23 protein-coding genes and 1 pseudogene are annotated in these 22,561 nt (G+C 54.0%); 9 read left to right on the forward strand and 15 right to left on the reverse strand.

The genetic code is table 11. From position 1 onward, the window contains the following. Positions 1-46 precede the first annotated feature (46 nt). The gene (locus AC0TNG_RS19310) at positions 47-1,057 is read left to right on the forward strand and encodes a LacI family DNA-binding transcriptional regulator (protein ID WP_024907151.1); all 1,011 of its coding nucleotides are present in this window, start codon (positions 47-49) and stop codon (positions 1,055-1,057) included. A 34-nt stretch (positions 1,058-1,091) separates the two neighbouring features. Here AC0TNG_RS19310 and AC0TNG_RS19315 read toward each other — a convergent pair whose 3' ends face one another. From AC0TNG_RS19315 to pspA, 15 genes are all read right to left on the reverse strand, one after another. Continuing rightward, positions 1,092-2,006 (reverse strand): OmpG family monomeric porin, encoded by a 915-nt coding sequence (locus AC0TNG_RS19315; RefSeq protein ID WP_473712659.1) that lies wholly within the window; start codon positions 2,004-2,006, stop codon positions 1,092-1,094. Between the two features lie 66 nt (positions 2,007-2,072). Further along, positions 2,073-3,155: an ABC transporter ATP-binding protein gene (locus tag AC0TNG_RS19320; RefSeq protein ID WP_473712660.1), complete on the reverse strand. Its 1,083-nt coding sequence runs from the start codon at positions 3,153-3,155 to the stop codon at positions 2,073-2,075. Positions 3,156-3,168: 13 nt separating this feature from the next. Next, positions 3,169-3,834: a beta-phosphoglucomutase gene (pgmB, locus tag AC0TNG_RS19325; protein ID WP_473712661.1), complete on the reverse strand. Its 666-nt coding sequence runs from the start codon at positions 3,832-3,834 to the stop codon at positions 3,169-3,171. Next, entirely contained in the window at positions 3,824-6,103 is a 2,280-nt protein-coding gene (locus AC0TNG_RS19330) for a glycoside hydrolase family 65 protein (RefSeq protein WP_473712662.1), read from the reverse strand. Before AC0TNG_RS19330 ends, pgmB begins: the two co-directional genes overlap by 11 nt. Beyond that, a complete protein-coding gene (locus AC0TNG_RS19335) occupies positions 6,097-7,152 on the reverse strand; it encodes a Gfo/Idh/MocA family protein (RefSeq protein WP_473712708.1) in 1,056 nt (351 codons plus the stop codon). The genes AC0TNG_RS19330 and AC0TNG_RS19335 overlap by 7 nt, the downstream gene beginning before the upstream one ends. A gap of 14 nt (positions 7,153-7,166) precedes the next feature. Beyond that, on the reverse strand, positions 7,167-7,955 hold the full coding sequence (locus tag AC0TNG_RS19340) for a sugar phosphate isomerase/epimerase family protein (protein WP_048991935.1): 789 nt from the start codon (positions 7,953-7,955) through the stop codon (positions 7,167-7,169). 17 nt (positions 7,956-7,972) lie between these two features. Next, a complete protein-coding gene (locus tag AC0TNG_RS19345) occupies positions 7,973-9,025 on the reverse strand; it encodes a zinc-dependent alcohol dehydrogenase (protein WP_208762967.1) in 1,053 nt (350 codons plus the stop codon). Positions 9,026-9,053: 28 nt separating this feature from the next. Next, positions 9,054-9,896, reverse strand: coding sequence for a carbohydrate ABC transporter permease (locus tag AC0TNG_RS19350; RefSeq protein WP_023335920.1), 843 nt, complete (start codon positions 9,894-9,896; stop codon positions 9,054-9,056). Further along, positions 9,883-10,764, reverse strand: coding sequence for a carbohydrate ABC transporter permease (locus tag AC0TNG_RS19355; RefSeq protein WP_022648300.1), 882 nt, complete (start codon positions 10,762-10,764; stop codon positions 9,883-9,885). Before AC0TNG_RS19355 ends, AC0TNG_RS19350 begins: the two co-directional genes overlap by 14 nt. Positions 10,765-10,786: 22 nt before the next feature. Beyond that, complete coding sequence (locus AC0TNG_RS19360; protein ID WP_061714987.1) at positions 10,787-12,079, reverse strand: ABC transporter substrate-binding protein; 1,293 nt, start codon at positions 12,077-12,079, stop codon at positions 10,787-10,789. A 14-nt stretch (positions 12,080-12,093) separates the two neighbouring features. Beyond that, positions 12,094-13,791 carry a sugar phosphorylase gene (locus tag AC0TNG_RS19365; RefSeq protein ID WP_473712663.1) on the reverse strand — a complete coding sequence of 566 codons (1,698 nt, stop codon included), beginning with the start codon at positions 13,789-13,791 and terminating at the stop codon, positions 12,094-12,096. A 197-nt stretch (positions 13,792-13,988) separates the two neighbouring features. Further along, entirely contained in the window at positions 13,989-14,213 is a 225-nt protein-coding gene (gene pspD / locus AC0TNG_RS19370) for a phage shock protein PspD (RefSeq protein ID WP_023312043.1), read from the reverse strand. Positions 14,214-14,225: 12 nt separating this feature from the next. Further along, positions 14,226-14,585, reverse strand: a complete 360-nt coding sequence (pspC, locus tag AC0TNG_RS19375; RefSeq protein WP_008501237.1) for an envelope stress response membrane protein PspC — start codon at positions 14,583-14,585, stop codon at positions 14,226-14,228. Beyond that, a complete protein-coding gene (gene pspB, locus AC0TNG_RS19380; protein WP_023312045.1) occupies positions 14,585-14,809 on the reverse strand; it encodes an envelope stress response membrane protein PspB in 225 nt (74 codons plus the stop codon). Before pspB ends, pspC begins: the two co-directional genes overlap by 1 nt. A gap of 49 nt (positions 14,810-14,858) precedes the next feature. Next, on the reverse strand, positions 14,859-15,527 hold the full coding sequence (pspA, locus tag AC0TNG_RS19385) for a phage shock protein PspA (RefSeq protein WP_021240283.1): 669 nt from the start codon (positions 15,525-15,527) through the stop codon (positions 14,859-14,861). 166 nt (positions 15,528-15,693) lie between these two features. On the opposite strand from pspA, the gene pspF reads away from it, so the two are divergent. From pspF to sapD, 8 genes and pseudogenes are all read left to right on the forward strand, one after another. Continuing rightward, the gene (gene pspF, locus AC0TNG_RS19390) at positions 15,694-16,671 is read left to right on the forward strand and encodes a phage shock protein operon transcriptional activator (RefSeq protein ID WP_024907141.1); all 978 of its coding nucleotides are present in this window, start codon (positions 15,694-15,696) and stop codon (positions 16,669-16,671) included. Between the two features lie 206 nt (positions 16,672-16,877). Beyond that, positions 16,878-17,417 (forward strand): DUF2778 domain-containing protein, encoded by a 540-nt coding sequence (locus tag AC0TNG_RS19395; RefSeq protein WP_410374662.1) that lies wholly within the window; start codon positions 16,878-16,880, stop codon positions 17,415-17,417. Continuing rightward, complete coding sequence (locus tag AC0TNG_RS19400; RefSeq protein WP_148769845.1) at positions 17,414-17,629, forward strand: hypothetical protein; 216 nt, start codon at positions 17,414-17,416, stop codon at positions 17,627-17,629. Before AC0TNG_RS19395 ends, AC0TNG_RS19400 begins: the two co-directional genes overlap by 4 nt. Positions 17,630-17,824: 195 nt before the next feature. Beyond that, positions 17,825-18,022 (forward strand): annotated as a pseudogene (locus tag AC0TNG_RS19405) (site-specific integrase); the annotation flags it as partial. Positions 18,023-18,088: 66 nt separating this feature from the next. After that, positions 18,089-19,729 carry an ABC transporter substrate-binding protein SapA gene (gene sapA, locus AC0TNG_RS19410; RefSeq protein WP_267214943.1) on the forward strand — a complete coding sequence of 547 codons (1,641 nt, stop codon included), beginning with the start codon at positions 18,089-18,091 and terminating at the stop codon, positions 19,727-19,729. After that, positions 19,726-20,691 carry a putrescine export ABC transporter permease SapB gene (sapB, locus tag AC0TNG_RS19415; RefSeq protein WP_024907137.1) on the forward strand — a complete coding sequence of 322 codons (966 nt, stop codon included), beginning with the start codon at positions 19,726-19,728 and terminating at the stop codon, positions 20,689-20,691. Before sapA ends, sapB begins: the two co-directional genes overlap by 4 nt. Further along, on the forward strand, positions 20,678-21,568 hold the full coding sequence (gene sapC, locus AC0TNG_RS19420; protein ID WP_024907136.1) for a putrescine export ABC transporter permease SapC: 891 nt from the start codon (positions 20,678-20,680) through the stop codon (positions 21,566-21,568). The genes sapB and sapC overlap by 14 nt, the downstream gene beginning before the upstream one ends. Then, entirely contained in the window at positions 21,568-22,560 is a 993-nt protein-coding gene (sapD, locus tag AC0TNG_RS19425) for a putrescine export ABC transporter ATP-binding protein SapD (RefSeq protein WP_008501228.1), read from the forward strand. Before sapC ends, sapD begins: the two co-directional genes overlap by 1 nt. Position 22,561 lies beyond the last annotated feature (1 nt).

Consider the following 22,561-nt stretch of genomic DNA (forward strand, 5'->3'; position numbering starts at 1 on the left):
CAGTAAGATGAACGGCATTGCTGTCAGTCCGGAGTGAGTAAGGTGTATGTCACCCACCATCTATGATATCGCACGGGTTGCGGGCGTATCGAAATCAACCGTTTCCCGCGTTCTGAATAAACAAACGAATATTTCTCCCGAAGCACGTGACAAAGTGCTGAAGGCGATTGACGAATTAAATTATCAACCCAACAAACTGGCTCGCGCCCTGACCTCTTCAGGCTTCGATGCCATTATGGTTATTTCGACCCGTTCAACCAAAACCACTGCCGGTAATCCCTTTTTCTCCGATGTCCTTCATGCCATTACGGCTAAAGCGGAAGAAGAAGGGTTTGATGTTATTTTGCAAACCTCAAAAAGCAGCGAAGACGATCTGCTGAAATGTGTAAGTAAAATAAAACAGAAAATGATCAAAGGGATCATTATGCTGAGTTCACCCGCAAATGAATCCTTTTTCACCACGCTGGATGCATATGGCGTACCGGTAGTAGTTATCGGCAAAGTGGAAGGTGAGTATCAGAATATTTATTCCGTCGACACGGATAATTTTCATGACAGCGCCACGCTGACCGAAACCTTTATAAAAAACGGTCGGCAAAAAATTGCCTGTCTGCATGCGCCGCTTGATTATCATGTTTCGATCGATCGTCTGGCGGGTTATAAAGCCAGTCTGGAAAAGCACCGTATTGCCATTAACCCGGACTGGATCAGGGATGGCGGTTATACCCATGAGAGTGCGCTCGCGGCGGCTCTGGAACTGTTGTCGTCACCCACGCCGCCTGATGCGGTATTTGCGACCGACAGCATGAAGTTGCTCAGCCTCTATCGTGCGGCGGATGAGTTGAATCTGATGATCCCGGAACAGGTGGTGATAGCCGGATACAGCGACCCGATGCTGTCTCTCATTTTAACGCCCGCACCTGGCGGCTTTGATATCCCCACACGAAAACTGGGGGAAGAGAGCTGCGATCTTCTTTTCAGGCGTATTGCCGGTCAGCCCGCCCCGCAAAAAGTGCTGGTTGATACCCACTTTTTGTTGGCTGCTTCCCTTCGCTAAAACCAGGGGCTTAGTGCCCCTGGCATGCCGTCGGTCAGAACGCGTAGTTTACGCCAACCCCCGCATAGTGGAAGCGGTCGTTTTCACCCTCGTCATGATTTTCCCACTCATAGGCGTATTCCAGCGTCATGGATAAACCGTTGTTGAAGTCATAGGCGTACTGCATACCCAGTCGGTTGAAATTATGCCCTTCACGCTCAGGATCGTCCTGCCAGTCCCAGTTCGTCCAGCGATCAAGTCCCAGTCGCGTGTAAGGCGTTAGGGTCGTCTGGCCCAATGAAATAGGCAGATAGGCGCGAATTTCCTGGGTGGAGAATTCACCGTTATTACGGGTACTGTCCATATTGAAGCCGCGCTCTAAATAGTAATTCACTTTAGCCGCAAAGGTTTCGTTAATGGTCCATGTAAAGCCCGTTTCGGTTTCGACGCGGCTGTCAGCATAGCCGGTTTTTTCCAGATCGTTGGCAAACTGATACATGGCAAACCAGCCGCTAAAGCGCCAGTCATCGGTTAATTTAATGTCCCAGTCAGGCTGAATTTTGTAGCGCTGCATATTCGCGCTGCCGTCTTTGGCACCGTGTTCATCTTTAAAATGATAACTATAATTTCGGGAACCACCGGTCAGACCGAAAGTAAAATCATCGGTTCCGATAAAGCGATAGCGTAATTCAAATTCAGGACGGTCAAAATAGGTTCCACGGGTCATACTGCTGTAATCAACCGGCCCCTCCTGATACATCGCCAGAGAAATAGTCCACGCATCCCAGGTTGCATTAAACCACACGGAGGGTTCATATAATCCATCTTTATCGTCGGCCTGACCTTCAACGTTTTCTATTTCATACATCGCGCCAATATTAAATTCCCACTGTTTAGCTGTTTCTGATGCTTGTGCGCAGCTAACCCCTGCGCACAGAACGAGCGCAGCACTTCTTAGTAGAGTACCCATTAAATATTCCCTTTATAATTTACAAACAAAAAAACCGGAAATTTGCATTTCCGGCAAACACCTTTCTTATCTAATAGCCGCTTCGGTTTCAGCGTCGAAGAAATGGCACTTACTCATATCGAACTGGATGTCGATATTATCCCCAGCGGCATAGTCATTCGCGGCGCCTGCGCGAACCACCAGTTCATGGCCGCCAACGGTGGCATAGAGCATGAACTCCGCGCCGGTCAGTTCGGCGACGCTAACTTTCGCCGCGATGTTTTCACCGCGGCTCTGCAGAGTGAGAATATCTTCCGGGCGGATGCCAAAGACTACGGCTTTGCGCTGATACCCTGCGGCATTCAGTGAAGCGAGCGTGTCTTCCGGGATCGCCAGACGCAGCGTTTCCGTGACGAAATAGCGGTCATCGATAGCGCCGCGAATGAAGTTCATGGCTGGCGAGCCAATAAACCCTGCGACAAACATGTTCGCCGGTTCGTTGTACACCTGCTTCGGGGCACCGACCTGCTGGATAATGCCGTCTTTTAAGATCACGATGCGGGTTGCCATCGTCATGGCTTCCGTCTGATCGTGGGTCACATAAATCATGGTGGTATTAAGCTTCTGGTGCAGCTTGCTGATTTCAGCCCGCATCTGCACGCGAAGCTTGGCATCGAGGTTGGAGAGCGGTTCATCCATCAGGAACACGCCCGCTTCGCGCACGATCGCCCTGCCCAACGCCACGCGCTGACGCTGTCCGCCGGACAGCGCGCCGGGTTTACGCTTGAGGTACTCCCGTAAGCCGAGGACCTGTGCCGCCCAGTGAACGCGCTCTTCGATAACCGCCGGAGCGATTTTCTGCATCTTCAGGCCAAACGCCATGTTGTCGTAGACCGTCATATGCGGGTAAAGCGCATAGTTCTGGAACACCATCGCGATATCGCGAGACTTGGCGGGCACGTCGTTCATGCAAACGCCGTCAATGACCAGTTCACCCGCGCTGATCTCCTCCAGCCCTGCAATCATGCGCAGCGTTGTCGATTTACCGCAGCCAGACGGACCGACAAAAACGATAAACTCCTTGTCCTCGATTTCGAGATTAAAATCCTTCACCACGTGGACCTGGTTATCGTAAATTTTCTGAATATGTTTCAGTGACAGTTGTGCCATTTTTAATTCCTTATCAATACGCCCGGGAGGCCCAGAAATCGGTCAGGCATTTCCAGGTCAGTTCCTGCGTTGAATGAAGCTGTAATCCCGCATGGGTCAGGCCTGAGCCAATCCCGACCGACAGCATGCCCGCCGCGTTGATCGCCTCAACGCCTGCAGGTGCATCTTCGATACCCATGGCCTCTTCAGGACGCACATTCAGGCCAGCACAGGCGGCGAGGAAGATCTCCGGGTCAGGCTTCGAACAGATAATGAGGGAAGCATCAGCGCAAAAATCAAAAGCGTGCTGAATGCCCAGGGCGCGCAAGATGCCAGGGGCATTCAGGGAAACGGAGGCGAGCCCAATTTTGACGTTCGCCGCACGGATATCCGCCAGCACGTCGCGAATACCGGGAAGCAGTGAATCTTCCGTCAGTGACGCCAGAGACTGGACATAGAACGCGTTTTTCTTCGTCGCCAGCGCCAGGCACTGCTCATCGCTAAACGTTCCCTCTTTCCCGCCATGCTTCAGGATGCGCTGAAGGGAATCCATGCGGCTAATACCCTTCAGCTGTTCGTTAAACACTTCATCGATGGTGATGCCGATTTCCTCCGCCACTGCACGCCAGGCCAAAAAATGGAGGTGTGCGGTATCGGTGATCACACCGTCCAGATCGAATACAACAGCCTTAAGCGTCATGGTGCACCTCCGTGGTAGCGGTCCCATTCACAGATGCAAGAAAGTCCTTACAGGCACAAACTTTATGCCCCGATACGTGTAGCGTTTTGCCCCACAGCGTCAGCGTGACAGGTGCCGAAGCTTCAATGGTTAAAACCTCGTTTTCGTACGTAAAGCGCAGCGTGGTGTTCCGCCAGCGCAGGGGGAAAGCAAGTCTTCGCCAGTGGGCTGGCACCCTGGGCGCAAGGTGCAGCTCCCCTTCCACTATCTGCATGCCGGCAAAGCCCTGAATGACGCCGGACCAGATAGCACCCGTGGCCGCGGCATGAATGCCGTCGTCGCTGCTGTGCGGATCGTCGCCCAGATCGATAGCCACGCCGGCGCGCCAGAAGGCGTAGGCCCCTTCCGTATCGCCACAGCGGGCGGTCACAATGCCGTGGATGGCCTTGCTCAGCGAAGAGTCATGGATTGTGCGGGGTTCGTAGAACGCCAGATTGGCGGCACACTGCTGCGGGGTAAACCGCTCCGGTAGTAGATAATTAAGCATCACCACATCGGCCTGCTTAAGAATCTGCATCTCGTTCACTTCCGCGCGGGAATAATCGAGCAGAATGGTCTGCTTACCCGCTTTGGCTTTGTAGCGGCTCAGATCGATGGCAGGTTTTGCCATGAAGGTATCATCCTGGGGGAGCACACCGTCCGCGTCAGCCTCTGGTAGCCATAAGCTCGCCAGGAACCGTGAGGCATTCTGCGTAAAACCTTCATCCTCGCGCCCAAACATCGCCATAAACTGGCGAGCGCAGGCGACGTTGTGCCAGGCCAGATAGTTGGTATAAGCGTTGTTGTTCACATGCTCGGTGTATTCGTCCGGTCCGATGACGTCATGGATTTCGAGACGACCATTGATTTCCGTTGCGCGGCCCATCCAGAACGCAGCGGTTTCCATCAGCAGCGTCAGACCTTCATTCCGCATAAAGGCATCATCGTGTGTCGCCTGCCAGTAAGCGACGACGGCCCAGGCAATGTCCGCCACGATGTGGTGTTCCGCCAGCGCAGAGGCCACCTTCTGGCGCGTGCCGGTTCGGATGTTGATAGCCGCGAACTCCGGCGTCTCCTCTTTGCCGCTCGCGGCGCTCTCCCATGGGAACAGCGCGCCTGGCCAGCCGTTGCGACGGGCTTTTTCCCGCGCCCCGGCCAGGTTCAGCCAACGATAGCGCAACAGGCTGCGGGCGGTTCGGGGCCGCGTGAAGAGATGGAAAGGCAGCAGGAAAATTTCGGTATCCCAGAAGACGTGGCCTTTATACCCCTCGCCCGTCAGCCCTTTGGCGGCGATACTGCTTCGCTCATCATGGGCAGGTGTCATGGTCGTCAAATGCCAGACGGCGTAATCCAGCGCCATCTGATCCTGATACTCCGTAGAGTCCACTTCCACCCGAGCGTCACGCCAGACCTCTTCCCAGGCATACGATGAGCTCTCAAGCAACGCGTCGTAGCCTCTTGCCGCACAGACCTTAAGATCGGCCAGCACGTTGCGAGCGAAAGAGGCCTGCGACAGTGCTTTATCACTGCGATGCGTCACCCAGACGATCTTTTCTAACGTGACAGTGTCACCCTTCGCAATCGTCAGCGAATGATGAACGCTGAGACGACGATTTTTGGCGGTGAAGCAGCTGTCGCTCTTCGCAGAGAGCTGACAAAACGCCGAAACAACAACTTCTGACGCACGGTCCTGCGTTTCATACACGCCCTGCATGTATTGCTGGTCAAACACTCTGACCGACATTTCATCCAGATGCTGTCTGCCGCTGTTCGTTTGCGTTGCATCAATGCCGGTTTTCAGCACGGCCTGCGTGACATCATCAAGCGGTGTGATCGAAAGCTGCATGGCCACAAGCGGCAGCTGATCCAGAGAGACAAAACGACGACTCTCCAGGCGATAGCGCTTTCCGTTGGGGGAGCGCCAGACGACGCGGCGATGAAGTTCGCCGTTGGCAAACGCCAGCTCGCGCTGCCACTCGAGAATTTCGCCTGACAGGAGCGTGAAATTGACGCCATCCAGCTCAACATCAATACCGGTGATATCCGGCAGATTGATCAGCTCAGTGGTCTCGTTACGACCCGCCTGATGATAGAGACCCGCAAGATACATGCCTCGGGTTTGCTGGGTGTAATCTTCTTCATGCGCAGCGCGGACCCCCATGTAGCCATTACCGCAGGCCATGATGGAGGCGTATTTATTCAGGCTGTGTGGACAAAAGCCCGGGTCGGTTAATACAGACACGTTTAGCATAAGGTCACGCTTTCCCCTGTTTCTGCTGATTCATACAGCGCGGCGACAAGCTGCTGGATAACCAGCCCCTGCTCCGCATCAGCTATCGTAACGGGCTCTCCCAGCACATGCCGTACGAAGGCATCCATACTGCGCATATGACGCTGGTCGTCAGCTTCTTCACGCTGCGTGAGGGTGACTAAAACACCGCCTTCATCGTTGTAGATGTGCGCCGGGAACAGCGTAGCGCCCGCCTTTTCACCGCAGAATGCGACGTTCATGATCGATTGCTCCCGGATATTGAGCGCAAACGACGTGTCGAGGCGCAGAATGCCACCGTTGCAGAACTCAATCGTGCCAAACAGGGCATCCTCAACGGTAAACTGCGTGGGATCCCACTCGCCAAACTGGCCGCTGCTTTTACGGTTTCCCAGCTTCTGGAAGCCGTGTGCCGTCACCTTTTTTACCGCCGGGAACCCCAACACGTACATTGCGGCATCGAGCATATGGATACCGATATCAATCAGAGGCCCACCGCCCTGTAGCGCTTTGTTGGTAAAGACGCCCCAGCCTGGAACCCCGCAGCGGCGTAGCGCCTGGGCCGTGGTGTAATAAACTTCTCCCAGCGCCCCCTTCATCACAGCCTCACGCAGCAGCTGCGTATCGAGAGCAAAACGATGGTGAAAATCATACGCCAGCACTTTCCCCGCCTTGCGCGCGGCCATGCGCATCCTATCGGCCTCCTGCGGCGTCATAGCCGGCGGTTTTTCACACATTACGTGGCAGCCCGCTTCCAGCGCGGCCATGACGTGCTCGAAATGGAACCGGTTAGGCGAACAGACGCTCACCGCATCCGGCTTAACCGCCTCGAGCATCTCTCGCGCATCCTGCCATACCGAGGGAATACCATGACGCTCCGCAAACGCCCGAGCCTGTTCAGGATGGTTGTCCATGACAGCCACCATCTGAACATCACTGCGCGTGGCGTAATACGAGGCATGCACTTTGTCCGCGACCTGCCCGGCGCCAATAATGGCGACGCGCAGAGGCAAAGGTGAAGAAGCACTCATCACGCTCGTCATCCTTAGCATTCACGCAAATAAGTGAGGGAGTCCTGATAAGCCTGCGCCGGATCCTCGGCGCGGACACGGCACTCATACACCACGTAACCCTGGTAATTATCCGCACGCAGCTGATCGAACAGGCTGGCAAAATCGAGGCTACCGCTGCCCGGCTGATAGCGGTGATTATCTGCGATGTGCACATGGCCCAGCAGATCGCGGTGCTGATGCAGCGCATCCGTCAGCGAGTCTTCTTCGATGTTCATATGATAGAAATCGCCGATGATCTGCACGTGCTTCAGGCCGTTCTCTTCGATATAGCGACGCGCATCAGCAAGGGTGTTGATCATATGATCCTGATAGCGGTTCAGCGGCTCCAGGTAGACGGTCGTCCCTGTGCGCGCCGCGACCTCATCCAGCCAGCGCAAGGAGGCGCTTACCGCGTTGCGGTCTCCTTCCAGGCTGCGTGGGGAGGTCATTGGCGGGAGGCGGAAGGTAAACATTCCCCAGGCAGCAGGCACGATAATGCCCTTGCCGCCCACCTCAGCCAGCGCTTCCAGAATGCGTTCAATCTGCTTTAACCCGTTCAGACGACGTTCTTCGATGAAGTCGCCAATCCAGCCATCGTATCCACCGCAGGCCGTCGTCACCGGCAGACCGGTGGCTTTGATGGCCGCTTTTACCTCGGCGAGGTTTTCTACCAGCAGTCGGCCATCAATTTCATAGCCATCAAAACCCATCGCTTTGATGTACTCGAATTTTTCCATGATATTGGTCGGGAAAAAGGCCTGGTTTTGCGTTGCGATTTTCATGATTTGCTCTCCTTAGCTTAAAAAGTGACGCCCATTTTGATACTGAGTTCCGGGTGCTGATCGACATACGTCATGTAGCTTTCCGGGCTGGTGGTGAAGGTCACGACCGGGTCGATCAGATCCTCACAATTCAGATAGCCGTTCATCAGCAGTTCCCAGCATGTCTCTTCAATACGTTTGCGGCTCCAGCGCGGGTAGTCCGGGTTGGGTTCGCTGCAGGCGCGGGAGAAGACAATCTTCGCGTTATTGAAATGCGCTTCGCGGCCAAGGTTAAAGCCTTCCGCGAACGGTTTTGCGAAGGCTACGTAGGAGATGGTGCCGCCATAGGCAAGTCCGCGCAGCGCGGACTGCAGTGCATCTGCATAGCCGCTGGTTTCGATGATCACGTCCGCGCCCTGCTTCCCGGTCAGCTTTTTAATTTCCAGACCGACATCAGTGCCGATTGGGTTCAGACAGTGGTCGGCCCCATGACGACGGGCGATCTCGCAGCGGTGTTCGATTGGGTCGACACCGATCACGACGGACGCCCCGGCTTTTTTGGCCAGCTGGACAGCAATCTGCCCAATCGCCCCCAGCCCCACCACGACTACAAAATCGCCGACCCGCACGTTGGCATCACGCACGCCGCTCATGGCGAACTGCGCTGGATCGTAGCAAACGGCGTTTTTCCAGGAGGCACCCTGCGGCATTTTGCGCAGCTTGTAGTTGTTCACCGCGTTAACGATCACCGTTTCCTGCAGCGGTGCGTAGCAGCAGACGCTGTCGCCGATCTGATATTCAGTGACGTCATCACCGCATTCGATAATGTCGCCAACAATCATGTTGCCCAGCTGGAACTTACCGAATTCGATCCCGCGGGCCGTACCCTCTTCACGCGGGGTAAACATCTGCCACTCCGCGTTGAACTCTTCATCGATAAACGGACTGGCGGCGCGGAAATCCACCACTTCGGTACCGTGCTTCGGCGCGCCAAAGCGAGCGCGAATTTTCACTTCATGAACCGCAACCGGACGATCTTCATATTCCACCAGCGCCGCCACACGAGGCGCTGTCGCAACTAATTTTTTCATGACTGACTCCTTGTTAAAATTGGCCGCCTCAGCCCTTCACGCCACCGGCGGTCAAACCACTTTTAATAAAACGTTCAGACAGGGCGTACATGATGACCACCGGAAGCGCCGTCACCAGCGATGCCGCCATCATGCGACCCCAGATATAATCTGGCGTGCTAAAGAGCGTGTTCAGCCCGACCGGCAAGGTGAAATTGCTGGCGCTGGACAGGAAAATGGACGCAAACAGGTAGTCGTTCCACGCCACCATGAAGCAGTAGACAAACACCGACACGAGCCCGGAAATCGCCAGCGGCACGGTGATGCGGAAGATGATTTGCAGGCGGTTCAGGCCGTCCATCATCGCGGCTTCTTCGATCTCGTCCGGGATGGTGTCGAAATAGCTGCGCAGCATGAACACCGCTGTCGGTAACGTTTGGGTCACCATGGTGATAATCAGCGCCAGCTCGGTGTCGTAGATCCCAAGGGCAGTGATGATTTTGAACAACGGCACCACCAGCAATATCCCGGAGAACATGTAGACGGTGTAAAAACTCGCATTGATCGTCGTGCGGCCCTTAAAACGCAGTTTGGACAGGGCGTAGGCCCCCAGCGTGCCGAGAAATACGGCAATCACCGATGAGGTCAGCGACACCACCATGCTGTTTTTGAAGTAGTCCACAAACGGGAAAATCAGCGGGTTAAAGATGTCGACGTAATGCTGCAGCGTCCACGCCTGCGGCAATATGGTCGGGTTAAGCGATATCGCCTCTTTCGCACTCTTAAATGACGTCATTAGCATCACGAAGAACGGGAACAGCGTGATGACCAGAAACACCGCCAGCCCCAGATAAAAACCAATGCGGCTCAGTACGCGTTTATTTGTTGCCATTGAGGTTTACCCTTTTTCTGGTCAGCAGAATCACCGCGAAGATGATCACGAACAGCACGACGGAGATCGCCGCTGCTTTACCCAAATCATTGAATGCGAATGCCGTTTTGTAGAGGTAGACGCCCAAAATATCGACCTTGGTCGTCAACAGGTAGACATCCGCAAACATGTAGAACATCCAGATAGTGCGCAGCGTCACCACCGTTGCCAGCACCGGCATAATCGCGGGTAGCGTAACGATTCGAAAACGCTGCCAGGCATTCGCGCCGTCCATTTCCGCCGCTTCATACAGCGACTTATCAATGGTCTGCAAAATCGCCAGGAACGAAATGAACGCGTACGGGAAGTAACGCCAGATGGCGAACAGCACCACCAGTACAAAACTGCTGCCAGGATTGTCGAACCACAGCGGCGCCTGGTCATACAGATGCAGCAGGTCAACGCCCAGATAGTTCACAATGCCGTAGCCGTTGTTGAACATGTATTTCCATGCAAACACCAGCGAAATGGACGGCGTAACGTAGGACAGAATTACCAGTGAACGCGCCGTTTTCCGCATACGGAATTCACGGTTAAAGAAGATCGCAACAGCCAGCCCCAGCCCCGTGCTGCCAATCACCACCAGCGCGGTGTACCAGAAGGTCATCCACAGCGAGTGCCAGAAAGCAGCATCCCCGAGAATGCGGATGTAGTTATCGAGCCCGACGAACACCGCATCTATACGCGGGTTCAGTGGCAGACGTAAGAAACTGATTTCAATATTGGAAATCATTGGCCAGGCCACCAGGCCCCCCAGCAAAATCAGGCTGGGGGCCAACAGCAGCATGGCGAAAGGCATATCTGAACGACCAGAAAACAACGTCTTCATAATTTCCTTCCGCAGAGCGCTCCTATCGTTGTGAAATCAGATCAGTCAGTCGCTTCTGGCTGTCACTAAGCGTGTTGCTGAGATCTTGTTTACCTACCGTGACGTTATGCACCATGGAACTGATGATGCCGGACCCGGTTACATCGCCCATGCGGGTGAAGTTTTTGTCGCCCACGGCACCAAACACCTGAACATTTGGGAACTGCGCAATCAGTTCGTAAGGCAGTTGCCCAAACGCTTTAATCACATCGTTGTTTTTCCAGGTATCAGTGCCCACCACCAGCTTGTTCACCGGCAGTGCCGCGCCAGGCGACATCATGACCCAGTCGGTTGCGTTTTGAGCCTGCTCCATCCAGGTCACAAACTTTTCAGCCGCCTGAGTTTCATCTTCGGTTTGACCGGTGGTAATCGTCAGCGACGTGACCATGCCGTAAACTGCAGAAGATGTTTCTGTTGGGACGACGAAACCCAGGTTGGCAGGGTTTCCATCCTGGAATACCGCCGGCAGGATGTAGGTGGAGTAAACCGCCATCGGCGCAGAACCGTTCATGAAGGCATCTTTGATCTCCATGACGTCGTTTGAACCCGGCATGGTGGTCGCGGCCAGGGCTTTATAAAACGCCAGGGCCTTTGCCATTTCAGGGGTATCGATGTCGACGTTCCCTTTGGCATCAAAAACGTTCGCGCCGCCGGAAAGCGCAAACTGGGAGAATGCCTGCTCTGTCATCACGCTTTCCGCGGTGGGCAGCGCAATGCCGTAATGTTTTTTGGCCGGGTCGTTAAGGCTCTGGCTGGCTTTCAGCAGCTGTTCCCAGTTATGCGGCTCCTGGATACCCGCTGCAGCAAGCACATCTTTGTGATACCAGACGCCGGATAGCCAGGCACTGACTGGCACCCCCGTCCAGGCAGAACCATCTTCCGTACGCACAACACGCAAGATGCCGTCATAGAAGGTGTTCTCGCCTACCGCTTTAATGGCTTCACCAATAGCTTTGCGATCCAGCAGCTGTTCCTTGTCCATGACTTTCGCGTAGTCATGACTGACTTCAATTACCTCAGGCAGTGCGCCCGTTCTGGCGAGCGTAATAACCTTGGTGTTGTAGGCATCCTCTTCTACCGGCACCTGTTTCACCGTGATGCCGGGGTTCTCTTTCTCAAATTTTTCGATCAGCTTCGTGATAACCGCCTGACGCTCCTGCTCGACAGATGAGTGCATAAACTCAATGGTGACAGCAGACTTTTTGTCATCCTTGCAGCCTGATAACAGGGCGCACGAAACCAGTGCTGATATCAGCACAATTCTGGGCATTTTCATTTTTAAGGTCCTTTTTAGTTTTCTTTAATCCACAACACCTGCCATGGATATAGGGTCAGCGTTTTATCTGTAATATCTTTTCCGGCAATCAACTCCGTTCCGGATTGAATATCGGACTCCACCGTTTGAATGCCATCGCTGAAATTAAACAGCGCCGTTATTTTTTCGCCACAATCCGCAACGCGAACGATTTTTAATACATGCTCACCTGACGCACTAAAATAAGCTTCACTGTCAGGATGGAATGCTTTTTCCGCCCGACGCAGCGCGATTAACTGGCTTAATGCGCAATAGACCTGAGAGCGCAGGCTATTTTTATCTTCAAGCACGCTATCAATTTGTCCTGCAATGTATTTTTCACGATTTATCGCGCGGTTGTATCCCAGACGTTCAACACCTGCATAATCATTACGCGAGCCGAGAATACTCTGGATATAAACCGCGGGCACGCCGGGGAAACTTAAGAGGACGGCATGCGCCAGAATAAACCGGGCAATCCGATGGCTATCAAGACTGTCACGTGTACTTAATGCATCCAGATAGGTCACATTAATTTCATAAGGACTGCGTGTACCATCCGGGTTATTTTTCCAGTTAACCAACGCCCCTTCAGCCTGAAGTTTCTCCACAAGAGAGAGGATTTCCGACTCAGGTAAAATTCCGCGCAACGGATTCAGACCAATCCCATCATGCGAGGCCAGGAAGTTAAACCAGGTGGTTTTCGTCGAAGGCAGCCTCAGCGACGCTGCCCACTGGCTCAGCGTCCGGACGTCCTGACAATGCACCGCATGCAATACCAGCGGCGGCAAAGAGAACTGATAAACCATCTGCGCTTCATTTTCACCGTCACCGAAGTAAGCGACGTTATCTTTATGCGGAACGTTCGTCTCGGTGATAATCACCGTCCCCGGGGCGACAGCTTCAGTGATAGCGCGGAAAAGCTGGATAAGCTGGTGGGTTTGCTCAAGGTGGATGCAGTTTGTTCCGGGTATTTTCCACATGAAGCCCACAGCATCCAGACGAATGTATCGCGCCCCTTCAATCAGGTAATGCAGCAACACGTCCACCATCGCGATCAGCACCTGCGGAGAGGCAAAGTTAAGATCAACCTGGTCCTCGCTGAAGGTGGTCCACAGGTGTCGCACGCTGCCATCATGCAGCGTGAAAGGTGTAAGAAGCGGTAAGGCACGCGGACGCGTCACCGCGGATAAATCTGTTTCAGGATCGACAGAAATAAAGAAATCATCATAGCCAGGCGTTTGCTTCAGATAATTAGAGAACCATTTACTTTTGGATGACATGTGGTTGCAGACGAAATCGAACATTAAGCTGGTGGACTGTTTTAATTCAGCTACATCTCGCCACGTACCCGTTTCAGGCGCAACCTCATGATAATCAATAACAGAAAATCCGTCGTCCGAAGACCATGGATAAAAAGGCAAAAGATGGACATGAGAAAAAGATTGGGAAAGCCATTTGTTATAAAAACGTGTAAAAATCGGCAGTACTATCTCCCCTTTCGCTGAAAACTGATCGGCATAGGTAATCAGAACAACATCTTTTTCATCCCATCCCGTTTTACGCTTCTCTGTAATAACAGAAGCGGCCTTTCCAATATTTTCCATCAGCACCTTAAACTGGGCTTCAGAAAACGTTACCCCATAAACAAGATTAATGAGTTCTTTAATTTTTGCCTTCATTTCATTTTCCATGGTAGCGGTCCCACGAAGTGGCAATCTACTCCCATGAAAAATATCTGTCAACGGACCGGGAAGAGGAAAAAGGTGATTGCAAAGCAGCTCAGCGTAATATTGTGAGCTGCCGCAAAGAAAGCACGGGAAAAAGAGAAAATGCGGTTAACCGTCGTCAGTCCCTCTCCCGGAAGGGAAAGGGCTAACGCCAGCGGGGGTTATTGGGATAAGTAGCGGCGAGAAAGCCGTTTTGCCACCTTTTGCAACAGCGGTTCGAGCGCCACGGCCAGCACCATTCTGACCGGCTTGCGGGCAACGGATTTTATTGCCCACCCCGCCACACCTGCCGGTCCGAACCGTAACGCGGTCAGCAGGACCAGTTTACCTGCGATTTTCAGGCCGGGTTTTACCTTCTGACCGGCCTGTTGCCAGTGTTGTTTCATCTCATCTCTCTCTTAAAGCTGACGAAAACGACTTCTCAGCGTAAAGGTATCCGACGTGACATAGCGTTCCATTTCCCGTAGCCGCTTCTCACCGGCGGCGAGTTGCGCATCAACCGCATTGAGAAGATCGCTGCTGGTGGGGGCACCTTCCGCAGCCAGTTCTCCTTCCGGCATCGGGTCAAGGACAAACGACAGGACGATATATGCCACCAGGGTAATAAACGCCAGTCCGAAGAAGATCGATAGCACCGTGACCACGCGCACCAGTTTTACCGGGACATCAAGATAATGAGCCAGCCCGGCACAAACGCCGCGCACCATGCCCTGCTGCGGAATACGCCACAACTTTTTGTTCAGATTCAGTCCAGACATTAACGGTCCCTCCAGTTTGGATGTTCAGCATCCAGGATGGCTTCCAGCGCCTGAATGCGTTCGCGCATTTTGTTCGCCTCATCGGAGAGCTGAACCAGACGCTGTTGTTCACTCTGGGAAAGTTCGCCCCGTGAAGAACGGTTGCTGTAGTGCAGCCATAGCCAAATCGGCAAAACGAACAGCACGAAAATTGTCAGGGGAATGGCCAGAAAAAGCGCGCTCATGTGTACTCCTTGTCTTACGATGCGGCACGCTCAGGTGCCGCAGGAATTATTATTGGTTGTCTTGCTTCATTTTGGCTTTCAGTGCCGCCAGCTGCTCGCTGATTTCATCATCGGCCTTCAGGTCGGCGAACTGTTGATCCAGCGACTTCTGCTTACCGATGCCGTGGCTTTCGGCTTCCGCTTCCATCTGGTCGATACGACGTTCAAACGATTCAAAACGCGCCATCGCTTCATCAAGCTTACCGCTGTCCAGCTGGCGACGCACGTCGCGGGAAGAGCTTGCCGCCTGGTGACGCAGGGTCAGCGCCTGCTGACGCGCGCGGGTTTCGCTCAGCTTGTTTTCAAGCTCACCAATCTCTTTCTTCATACGGGTGAGCGTGTCATCCACCAGCGTCACTTCATGCTCGAGCGTCGCGACCAGCTCTGCCAGCTTCTGTTTTTCGATCAGCGCCGCACGAGCCAGATCCTCTTTATCTTTACGCAGCGCGAGTTCCGCTTTTTCCTGCCATTCGTTCAGCTGAGCGGTAGCTTGTTCAATACGACGCGTAAGCTGTTTTTTCTCCGCCAGCGCACGGGCGGAGGTAGAACGCACTTCAACCAGCGTGTCTTCCATCTCCTGAATCATCAGGCGAACCAGCTTCTGCGGATCTTCCGCCTTCTCAAGCAGTGAGTTGATGTTGGCGTTCACGATGTCGGCAAAACGAGAAAAAATACCCATAATTAAATCCTCATAGTTCTGTTATCGGGCTATGCCCTGCTGTACAGATAATACAAACATCATGCCAACTTTTTATCTTATTGATTTTACTGAGACTGATTGATTTTCATGCAGTAAAGAACTATTCTTGCCTGGTGAATATCGCTAAGGAGTGGTTAATTTCATCATGCCTGGATACAAAGACAATTTACTCGGCGAAGCAAACAGTTTTCTGGAAGTGCTGGAACAGGTTTCTCGCCTGGCGCCGCTCAACAAACCGGTACTGATCATCGGTGAACGCGGAACGGGAAAGGAATTGATAGCTAACCGTCTGCACTATTTATCCGGGCGCTGGGACGGCCCCTTCATTTCCCTTAACTGCGCGGCGCTGAATGAAAACCTGCTCGATACCGAGCTCTTCGGCCATGAAGCGGGCGCATTTACCGGTGCCCAGAAGCGCCATCCCGGACGCTTTGAGCGCGCCGACGGCGGTACGCTGTTTCTTGATGAGCTGGCCACCGCGCCCATGCTGGTGCAGGAAAAACTGCTGCGCGTGATTGAATACGGCGAGCTGGAGCGCGTCGGCGGTAGCCAGCCGCTGCAGGTCAACGTGCGCCTGGTGTGCGCCACGAACGCCAACCTGCCGGAGATGGTGGCGGAGGAGAAATTCCGTGCCGACCTGCTTGACCGCCTGGCCTTTGACGTCGTTCAGCTTCCTCCGCTGCGCGAGCGCAAAAGCGACATCATGCTGCTGGCAGACCAGTTTGCGATTCAGATGTGCCGCGAGCTCGGACTGCCGCTGTTCCCCGGCTTCAGCGATTATGCACAGGAGACGCTGCTTGCTTACCACTGGCCGGGAAATATCCGCGAACTGAAAAACGTCGTGGAGCGTTCCGTCTATCGCCACGGCAGCAGCGAGACCGAGCTGGACAACATCATTATCGATCCTTTTCAGCGCAGCGTACCGTCTCTGACCGTGCCAACGTCTTCAGGCGATCACCCTACTCTCCCCCTTGATTTACGCCAGTTCCAGCACGACCAGGAGAAACAGCTGCTGGAGCAAAGCCTAAAGATGGCGAAATACAACCAGAAACGGGCGGCTGAACTGCTGGGTCTGACCTACCATCAGTTAAGGGCATTGCTTAAAAAGCATCAAATGCGCTGACAATATCAGCACTTAACCGCAGAGATTTTCACGGAGCATGGTCTGATAGATATTCTTCATAAGGTTTACAGCACTCTGCTGGCATCCTCACCCCGTTACTACCAAACATGCTTAATCACTAACCTGCCTGTAATGAAAATTTAGTAGGTTAACCAGCCATTTATTATCGATTATCATTTCTGCAAAATGACAATCGCAACGGGAGTATGAGCTTGCAGATTTGCATGATGGATTATGGTCGGCTGTCGCCAGATGGGAAAACGCTCAAGCTGGATTGTTACGGTATTGGATCGTTTGACGTACTGTCAGGAATTGAACGGTATATAAACAATCCAAACTGTTCAGATATCGAAAAAGCCGCTATACCGCCGGGTACTTACTGGATTGTTGACCGCCCCGCTGGCAGTTTTGTTAACCAGGTCAGAGCAGAATTTATCGATATGGTACACCTGTACAAAAACCATCACTCTGAATGGTTCGGTTTGTATAGCGCACAAACCATGAGCGATTACGTCTATGTTAATGGGGCGAGACGCGGGAGTTTCAGACTTCATCCTCTCAACACCGATGGTTCTGGTGTGTCGTGGGGCTGTATCACCCTTTACAGAGCGGCCGACTTCCAGATTTTACGGAATACGTTACTCAACCGGAAAAAAGTGATTGTACCCGGCGGTAAAGGATTGATGGCTTACGGACGTATTGATGTTCGTGGTGTACCTGACTTCAGTAAATGTGGTGTGAGATGAAAATCATAATATTCGTTGTTTTACTTATTGCCTGTTTTATCCTCTTACCGGACAGCTGGATTAATGATGTTTTCATGCAACATATCCAGATTTCAGGCGATGGTGAAGAAGCCATGAATAACTATGATTTCACAGCAATTCTGATCAAGTTTGGCCTGTCTGCAATGATAGCGTTTGTACTGATGATGCTTATGAAAGTGCTGAAAAAATGAACCAGGGTGGCAGGTACGCACGTAACAACAAAGTGAGCATTTTTACTCTATGCTATTTAGACTGTGCGTATGCCATTGCCTTACCCGTACTTGATCTGCTCTCAGATCTGGTGATAAACGGCCGCATTTTACCAGCTATTTTTCTTCAGAAAGTATGATCCCAGATCTGATAGCGACAACATGTCTTCCTGTCATTCGCGACATACATTCACAAGCTTGATGCTATCCGCCGGAGCGAATCCTTCGTTTATAGCGAGTCAGATGCGCCACGAAAATGCTAAGATAGTCCATGAGGTATATTCAAAGTGGATTGCAGGTATGAACGTGCATCTGGTTGTGACGCTGAGTGACCGACTGCAAACGTTACTGCCCCCATTATGCCCTCAGGCTTAAACGACACTGGATAATGTCGTTTAAAATTAGTAGGATAGCCACTTCATATATAATACCTTAAAAATTATGCGTCTGGTTTTATCGTCCTTTTTTGCACTTGGTCTGTTTAGCAGCCTGGCCTTTGCCGCGCCCGGGCTAGCGCCGCAGCCTGACATTCGTGACAGCGGCTTCGTCTATTGCGTAAGCGGCCAGGTGGATACCTTCAACCCGCAAAAAGCGGGCAGCGGCCTGATTGTGGATACCCTTGCCGCGCAGCTTTACGATCGTCTGCTTGATGTTGACCCGTACACCTACCGTCTGGTGCCTGAGCTTGCGGAAAGCTGGGAAGTGCTGGATAACGGCGCAACCTACCGTTTTCACCTGCGCGATGACGTCGCGTTTCAACGCACACCGTGGTTTACCCCTACGCGCAAGCTGAACGCAGATGACGTGGTCTTCACCTTCCAGCGTATCTTTAACCGCAACCACCCGTGGCATAACGTTAACGGCAGCAATTTCCCCTATTTCGACAGCCTGCAGTTTGCCGACACCGTGAAAAGCGTGCGTAAACTGGACAACCGCACGGTTGAATTCACGCTGACGCGCCCGGATGCCTCCTTCCTCTGGCACCTGGCAACCCACTATGCATCCGTCATGTCGGCCGAATACGCGGCTCAGTTGACGAAAAAGGATCGTCAGGAACTGCTCGATCGCCAGCCGGTTGGCACCGGTCCGTTCCAGCTGGCCGAATATCGCGCCGGTCAATATATTCGTCTGCAGCGCCATGAACACTTCTGGCGCGGTACGCCGCTGATGCCGCAGGTGGTGGTGGATCTCGGCTCTGGAGGAACGGGACGTCTGTCGAAATTGCTCACCGGGGAATGTGACGTCCTTGCCTGGCCCGCGGCCAGCCAGCTCACGATTTTGCGCGACGATCCGCGTCTGCGTCTGACGCTACGCCCGGGGATGAACATCGCGTATCTGGCCTTTAACACAGATAAACCGCCGTTGAACAACCCTGCCGTTCGGCACGCCCTTGCGCTGGCCATTAACAACCAGCGTCTGATGCAGTCGATCTATTACGGCACGGCGGAAACCGCTGCCTCAATTTTACCGCGCGCCTCGTGGGCCTATGACGGTGAAGCTAAAATTACGGAATACAATCCGGCAAAAGCGCGTGAACAGCTGAAAGCGCTGGGGGCAGAAAACCTGACGCTGCAGCTTTGGGTGCCCACCAGTTCCCAGGCGTGGAACCCCAGCCCGCTCAAGACCGCCGAACTGCTGCAGGCAGATATGGCGCAGGTGGGTGTCAAAGTGATCATCGTACCGGTTGAGGGCCGTTTCCAGGAGGCGCGCCTGATGGACATGAATCATGATTTAACCCTTACCGGCTGGGCGACCGACAGTAACGATCCGGACAGCTTCTTCCGGCCGCTACTGAGCTGTGCGGCGATAAACTCGCAGACCAACTACGCCCACTGGTGTAACCGGGAGTTTGACGCCGTGCTGCAAAAAGCGCTGGCTTCCCAGCAGCTGGCCTCACGTATTGACGCCTATGATGAAGCGCAGAAGATCCTCGCCCAGGAACTGCCGGTGTTGCCGCTGGCCTCTTCCCTGCGTCTTCAGGCCTATCGTTATGATATTAAAGGTCTGGTACTGAGTCCGTTCGGCAACGCCTCGTTCGCTGGCGTGTCGCGTGAAAAAGAACAAGAGGTGAAAAAACCATGATTATTTTTACCTTACGTCGGCTCCTTTTGCTGCTGGTGACGCTCTTTTTCCTGAACTTTGTCGGCTTCAGCCTGAGCTATTTCACGCCCCATGCCCCGCTTCAGGGGTCGTCGCTGTGGGATGCCTGGCTCTTCTGGTTTAACGGGCTCCTGCACTGGGATTTCGGCGTGTCCAGCATTAACGGGCAGCTGATTTCCCAGCAGTTGAAAGAGGTGTTCCCGGCCACGATGGAGCTGTGCATTCTGGCCTTCGGCTTTGCCCTGATGGTTGGCATTCCCGTGGGCATGCTGGCCGGGATCTATCGCAACAAATGGCAGGATAAGTTTATCAGCGCCCTCGCCCTGTTCGGCTTCTCCATCCCGGTATTCTGGCTGGCGCTGCTGCTGACGCTTTTCTTCTCGCTGACGATGGGCTGGCTGCCGGTTTCGGGGCGTTTTGACCTGCTCTATACGGTTAAAACGGTGACGGGTTTTGCCATTATTGACGCGTGGCTGTCCGATTCGGTGTGGCGCCACGAGATGATCGTCAGCGCCCTGCGCCATATGGTACTGCCGGTGCTGACCCTGGCGGTTGCGCCGACAACCGAAGTGATCCGCCTGATGCGCCTGAGCACCATCGAGGTATTTGACCAGAACTACGTCAAAGCCGCCGCCACGCGCGGGTTGTCACGCCTGACCATACTGCGTCGCAACGTCCTGCACAACGCGCTACCGCCGGTTATTCCGCGTCTGGGATTACAGTTTTCCACCATGCTGACGCTGGCCATGATCACCGAGATGGTCTTTAGCTGGCCAGGACTTGGGCGATGGCTGATTAACGCCATCCGCCAGCAGGACTACGCCGCTATTTCTGCGGGTGTGATGGTGATTGGTTCGCTGGTAATTATTGTCAACGTGTTGTCCGATATTCTGGGTGCTATGGCTAACCCATTGAAGCATAAGGAATGGTATGCCTTACGATAGCGTATACAGTGAAAAGCGCACGCCCGGTGTGCTGCGCACCGTGTGGCGTAAATTCTATGGTGACACCACGGCAATGATCGGCCTTTATGGCTGTGCCGGTCTGGTGTTGCTGTGCGTCTTTGGCGCGTGGTTTGCACCGTACGGCATTGACCAGCAGTTCCTTGGCTATCAGCTGCTGCCACCGTCCTGGTCGCGCTACGGTGAAGTCTCTTTCTTCCTGGGAACGGACGACCTCGGACGTGACGTGTTGAGCCGCCTGCTGAGCGGTGCAGCCCCGACGGTTGGCGGCGCATTTGTGGTGACGCTCGCGGCAACGATCTGCGGGCTGGCGCTCGGTATTTTTGCAGGATCCACACATGGCCTGCGCTCGGCGGTGCTTAACCACATTCTGGATACGCTGCTGTCGATTCCGTCCCTGCTGCTGGCGATCATTGTGGTTGCCTTTGCCGGTCCCCATCTGTCGCATGCCATGTTCGCCGTCTGGCTGGCTATCCTGCCCCGCATCGTGCGCTCGGTTTACAGCATGGTGCATGATGAACTGGAAAAAGAGTATGTCGTCGCAGCCCGTCTGGACGGCGCGACGACCTTCAACATTCTGTGGTTTGCCGTGCTGCCTAACATCGCCGCCGGGCTGGTCACTGAGATCACCCGCGCCCTGTCGATGGCGATCCTGGACATTGCGGCGCTCGGCTTCCTCGACCTCGGCGCGCAGCTGCCGTCGCCCGAATGGGGTGCGATGCTCGGTGACGCGCTGGAATTAATTTACGTGGCACCGTGGACGGTTATGCTGCCGGGTGCGGCCATTATGGTGAGCGTGCTGCTCATCAACCTGCTGGGCGACGGTATTCGCCGTGCAATTAATGCGGGGGTGCAATAATGCCGCTTCTTGATATTCGCAACCTCACCATCGAATTCAAAACCGGTGAAGGCTGGGTTAAAGCCGTCGATCGCATCAGCATTACCCTCGCCGAGGGTGAAATTCGTGGGCTGGTGGGTGAATCCGGCTCAGGCAAAAGCCTGATCGCCAAAGCCATCTGCGGCGTAGCGAAAGACAACTGGCGCGTCACCGCAGACCGTATGCGTTTTGATGATATCGATCTGCTGCGCCTCTCCCCCCGCGAGCGGCGTAAGCTGGTCGGGCATAACGTCTCGATGATTTTCCAGGAGCCGCAGTCCTGTCTCGACCCGTCCGAACGCGTGGGCAAACAGCTGATGCAGAACATCCCCGGCTGGACCTATAAAGGCCGCTGGTGGCAGCGCGTTGGCTGGCGCAAGCGTCGCGCCATCGAGCTTTTACACCGCGTCGGGATCAAAGATCACAAAGATGCGATGCGCAGCTTCCCGTACGAGCTGACCGACGGCGAATGTCAGAAAGTAATGATTGCCATCGCGCTGGCCAATCAGCCGCGTTTGCTGATTGCGGATGAGCCCACCAACGCGATGGAACCCACCACGCAGGCGCAAATCTTCCGCCTGCTGTCGCGTCTCAACCAGAATAACAACACCACCATTTTGCTGATCAGCCATGACCTGCAAATGCTCAGCAAATGGGCGGATAAAATTGACGTGATGTACTGCGGGCAAACGGTCGAAACCGCGCCGAGTGAAGACCTGATCACCGCGCCGCATCATCCGTATACGCAGGCGCTTATCCGTGCGATTCCGGATTTTGGCAGCGCGATGCCGCATAAAAGCCGCCTGAATACCCTGCCGGGGGCGATTCCGCTGCTGGAATCCCTGCCGATAGGCTGTCGTCTGGGGCCGCGGTGTCCCTATGCTCAGCGTAAATGTATCGAGACGCCACGCCTGACCGGGGCGAAAAATCATCTTTACGCCTGTCATTTCCCGCTGAACATGGAGAGAGAGTGAA

Source organism: Enterobacter sp. PL_is514 (genome assembly GCF_055816715.1).